Genomic DNA, 4,644 nt, shown 5'->3' on the forward strand with positions numbered 1-4,644 from the left:
TCAACTCACACAGACCATCTGACACGCCCCCGGGATCTTCCACGAGCATCTGGAGATGGCCGGACTGTCACAGAACTCCTCCGAAGCAGCCCATATGGAGGAGGCATTCAACTCGTCAATGATGCTGTCGTGGTCGATCGCACTGGCGGTATCGGTGATCTTGTCGCTGGCTGTCAGCGGCTACATCGCCCGCCGCGTTCAACGATCGATCACCCCGGTCACCCGATCAGTCCAGCAGATCTCCGGTGGACAATACGACTCACGAGTACACGAGCCGAGAATAGGTCGTGAATTCGACGATCTTGTCGTCAGCTTCAACGAACTGGCACGACGACTAGATGCCACCGAAACCACACGCCGACGGATGCTCTCAGATCTCGCACACGAGTTGCGGACTCCCCTGGCCACGCTCGAATCCCACCTTGAGGCGATCGAAGACGGTGTCCGTGCACTCGACGACGACACGCTGCGCATTCTGCGAACCGCGACTGGTCGGCTAGGCCGGCTCGCTCACGACGTCAGCGCAGTGTCCCGAGCCGAAGAACACCTCACGCGTCTCATCCCCATCGGTACCGACACTCGCAGCATCATCGCGGCCGCGATCGACGCCCTGCGCCCCGAGTACTCGCACAAAAATGTGCTGCTCCAAGCGCGTATTGACCAGGCAATACCGATCACTGTCGACAGTGATCGAATCAACCAGGTCCTGACCAACCTTTTGCACAACGCGCTCCGCCACACCGACTCAGGTGGGATGGTCACCGTCACCAGTCGCCTACACGAGGGGAACGTGGAGATCACTATCGCCGACACTGGAGAAGGCATCGCAGCGCAGCACCTCGACCACATTTTTGACCGCTTCTACCGCGTCGACACCGCACGCGACCGGGCACACGGGGGAAGCGGCATCGGACTCACCATTACTCGCGCACTGGTCGAAGCCCACGAAGGCCATATCCGCGTGCACAGCGACGGGCTCGGCCGCGGCGCCCGATTCACGATCTCCTTACCGCAGACCCCGGCTCACTCCAAGGGCTGACTGAGTTGGTCGCGATACCGTTTTCCCAGAGCCACTCGATGGGGTCGGCGCGCTCCCGTCCCTGGTTCAACCACACCTCGAAGTGCAAGTGCGAACCGGTGGAAAAGCCACGACTTCCCATGAGGGCAATCGTCTGTCCAGCCTGTACACGCTGGCCGGTGGACACGAGAACCTCTTCCATGTGTCCATAAACGGTCATCGTGCCCTCATCCGACAGCAGTCGGACCCAATTGCCGAACCCTTGCGCCGGGCCGGCATCGATGACGGTCCCGTCAGTGGCCGCCACGATCGGGGTTCCGATCGCGTTTGCGATATCGATGCCGCCGTGGAGCGAGCCCCAGCGTTGGCCGAATTCAGACGTGAGGGTCCCGACTGTCGGCATCACTGCTGTGGGACGGCGCGCGGTCTCCTCGGCAACTTGCCGGCGAGCGTCGATTTCGGTGCCTGCCGCCAACGACGACGCCATGGCGGCGGCGCTCTCCAGCGGGATGTCGCCTTGCACCGCAACGGGCCCAGGCAGTTCAGCCGTGGGAAGGGCTATGTCTCCAGACTCGCCAGAAGGACTGATCGACTCCTCGTGCGCGATGAGGTGAATGTGCTCACCACCAGCCTCTGTGTGCTGGTCCACTAGAAAACTTATCGAGGACACGATGGCCCCGGCGGCGACCGTGACGACGACAACCTGATCGCGTAACTCGGGCCGGGCGGAGGGTTGGCGATGCCTACCGCCACCTCGAGGGCGACCAGAACTCGCCCAGATGTCGACAGTTAAAGGGTGTGCCTTGCGGCGTGCACGTCTTCGCTCCACTTCCGCCGTGTCTCCCCTGCCGCTATACCGTGATGGTTTCGTGATGTGACTTCTGCTCGAACTTAGACGAGCAGAGTCCGCCGTCGCAAGAAGTGGGGGCCTCGTCACCCGTGTCGAAGAACGACCGGGAGCGGCCCCCACCAGCGTGCATCGTGCCTAGAGTCTCCCTCTGACCACAGCCTCTGGCAGCGTTCATCAAGCTGCCTGTTGCGAGTGTCAGGGACTACGTGGGCGACATGGGAAGGCCTTGAACCTCACTGGATCTGTCGGAGGGTTCCGATCTAACAAGGAAAACTGGAACCCATGGCAGCACCACGAAAGTTCGACGCTGAGACCCGGGAGCGGGCGGTCCGGATGTATCACGAGCACCTGGCGGATGCGCAGTGCTCCAAGGTCGCCGCTCGCACCCACGTCGGGTCACTGCTGGGAGTGAACCCGGCGACCCTGCGGAACTGGATCGAAGCGGAATCGAGCCCCTCGTCACCTGAATCGACCGCCGAATCCGCGGAGGTCAGGCGCCTCAAGCGGGAGAACGCCGAGCTGCGCCGGGCGAATGAGATCCTCAAGACCGCCTCGGCGTTTTTCGCAGCGGCGGAGCTCGACCGCCGACTTACCTGATCGTCGACTACATCGACGTTCACAAGGTGCGATTCGGGGTCGAGCAGATCTGCCGCGTGCTCACCGAGCACGGCATCGCGATCTCCCCGAGCACCTACTACGCCCGCTCGGCCGCGCCGTCCACGGCTGCCGAGCTGGATGACGCGTACGCCGCCCACGAAGTGTTCTGCCTGTTCCACGACCAGCGGGGCCTGTACGGGGTGCTCAAGCTATGGCACAGCCTGCGCCGCCGGGGTCGCGACGTCGGACGGGACCAGGTCGCCCGCCTGATGCGCATCTGCGGCATCGCCGGCATCGTGCGAGGTAAGCGGCGCACGATCACGACTGAGTCGGCTCCCTCGGCGGATCGGCATCCCGATCTGATCGACCGTCAGTGGAACGCCCCGACCCGGCCGGACCAGTGGTGGGTAGCCGACTTTACATATGTATGGACACTCGCCGGTTTCTGCTACGTCTCGTTCGTCGTGGACGTCTACTCCCGCCGAATACTCGGCTGGCGCGCCTCGATGACCAGACGCTCCGACCTGGTCCTGTCGGCGCTCGAGCAGGCGATTCACACCCGCCGACGGGGCTCGTTCGAGTTCACCTCGACCGGGCTCGTCCACCACAGCGACGCCGGCACCCAGGGTGAATTCAGTCGGTCGTCGCAACACTTGACGTTTGTAGTGACTGTAGATGATCGTCAAGGGCTTCGGCGGGAGTTCGCCACCCAAGCGTCTTTCGTGGCCGTGTGTTGAGGGTGTGTGCGATGGCTGCAAGGTCTTCTGCGGTCCAGCGGGAGAGGTCGGTGCCCTTCGGGAAGTACTGGCGCAGCAATCCGTTCGTGTTCTCGTTAGAGCCCCGCTGCCAGGGGCTGCGGGGGTCGGCGAAGAACACCGGCAGACCGGTCTCAACGGTGAACTGGGCATGCGCCGACAACTCTTTGCCGCGGTCCCACGTCAACGAGCGCAGGAGGTGCTCGGGTAGGTCGGTGATCGTCCTGGCCAGCGCCCGCGACATGCTCTCGGCGCCGTATCCGGACAGCGCGGGCCCGTTCTTCACTCGTGGCGTTTGCCCGTAGCCCTCCTCGCGGGGCAGGTGCACGAGCATGGTGAATCTCGTGGTGCGCTCAACAAGGGTGCCGATTGCGGAGCGGTTGAGGCCAATGATCAGATCGCCTTCCCAGTGCCCGGGCACGGCCCGGTCTTCGGCTTCGGCGGGGCGCTCACTGATCAGGACTTTGTCGTTCACGTGCGCCCACGTGGCCGAACGGGTGCGCTCGCGCGGCACCCGCAGAGCGCGGCCCGTGCGCAGGCAGGTCACGAGTTCCCGCTTGAGAGCACCTCGCCCTTGGATGTAAAGCGCCTGGTAGATGGCTTCGTGGGAGATGCGCATGGACTCATCTTCCGGGAAGTCGACCTTCAGGCGGTTGCTGATCTGCTCGGGGCTCCAGCCCTTGACCCACCGGCGATCGCCTCGATGCGGCTTGTTGCGGCCCGCCCATTTGGCTTCCTCAGGGCCGTCGACCGGGGCTCCGTCACTGTCGGTGATCCTGCCGGCCAGTCGGTCCTGGACGTACTCGCGCAGGGGCTCGTTGCCGACCAGCTTCGCCTCTTTGGGGCGGGCGGCGAAGATCTCCGACTTCCACTGCGCAACCGATGCCCGGTACTCGAGCTTGCCGCCGCGAGTGGCAGCGTTGCGGCGCAGTTCGCGCGAGATCGTCGACGGCGCGCGATCCAGTGTGCGGGCGATTTCGCGTACCCCCTTACCCTCGGCGACCATCACCGCAATCTCTTCGCGCTCAAAGAAGGACAAGTACCGGGAGGACACATCCGTGGCCAGGTGTAGTGGCATGCCACCACGATGGCGGAACCACCGCGTGCCGACGGCACTCGACACGCCGACCGCCGCGGCGGCCTGCTCGCTGGTGACGCCCGTGGCGATCTGCTTCCAGAACAACCGCTCCACCTCACGACGGTGCGAGGGCCGGCCCGGCGACTTCAACGCCGACCTTCCCGTGAGCTCCTTCATCCATCCTGCAGGCCTACCCACAATCCACCTCCATTACCTGGGGTGTTGCGACGACCAGTTGAATCTGCCCAGTACGTCTCCCTGGCCCTGACCGATGCGCTCCGCGAAGCCGGGATGCAGGGGTCGATAGGCAGCGTTGGCGACTCCCTCTTAACCGGCTAATTCGATA

General features: G+C 64.0%; 3 protein-coding genes, 1 pseudogene and 1 other annotated feature. Of the genes and pseudogenes, 2 read left to right on the plus strand and 2 right to left on the minus strand.

Translation table 11 applies throughout. The features are described from left to right. The first annotated feature begins 55 nt into the window (after positions 1-55). Positions 56-1,039, plus strand: a complete 984-nt coding sequence (locus CEY15_RS17365; protein ID WP_245847718.1) for a sensor histidine kinase — start codon at positions 56-58, stop codon at positions 1,037-1,039. Here the strand turns inward: CEY15_RS17365 and CEY15_RS18575 are convergent. Continuing rightward, on the minus strand, positions 996-1,667 hold the full coding sequence (locus CEY15_RS18575; RefSeq protein WP_176475182.1) for a M23 family metallopeptidase: 672 nt from the start codon (positions 1,665-1,667) through the stop codon (positions 996-998). The two genes, CEY15_RS17365 and CEY15_RS18575, sit on opposite strands and share 44 nt — an antisense overlap. A 483-nt stretch (positions 1,668-2,150) precedes the next feature. Between CEY15_RS18575 and CEY15_RS18920 the strand changes: the two are divergent. Then, positions 2,151-3,091: pseudogene (locus tag CEY15_RS18920) on the plus strand (IS3 family transposase); the annotation flags it as partial. After that, positions 2,423-2,554, plus strand: a sequence feature (AL1L pseudoknot). It overlaps the preceding pseudogene by 132 nt. A 7-nt stretch (positions 3,092-3,098) precedes the next feature. On the opposite strand, the gene CEY15_RS17385 reads toward CEY15_RS18920, so the two are convergent. After that, positions 3,099-4,475, minus strand: a complete 1,377-nt coding sequence (locus CEY15_RS17385) for an IS30 family transposase (protein ID WP_095719462.1) — start codon at positions 4,473-4,475, stop codon at positions 3,099-3,101. Positions 4,476-4,644 lie beyond the last annotated feature (169 nt).

Origin of the sequence: Dietzia natronolimnaea (assembly GCF_002289575.1) — a bacterium.
Classification (GTDB): domain Bacteria; phylum Actinomycetota; class Actinomycetes; order Mycobacteriales; family Mycobacteriaceae; genus Dietzia; species Dietzia natronolimnaea_A.

Bases quoted from the DNA above. Each gene is read 5' to 3' on its own strand.
- CEY15_RS17385 (WP_095719462.1), bottom strand. From the start codon at position 4,475: ATGAAGGAGCTCACGGGAAGGTCGGCGTTGAAGTCGCCGGGCCGGCCC.
- CEY15_RS17365 (WP_245847718.1), top strand. From the start codon at position 56: ATGGCCGGACTGTCACAGAACTCCTCCGAAGCAGCCCATATGGAGGAG.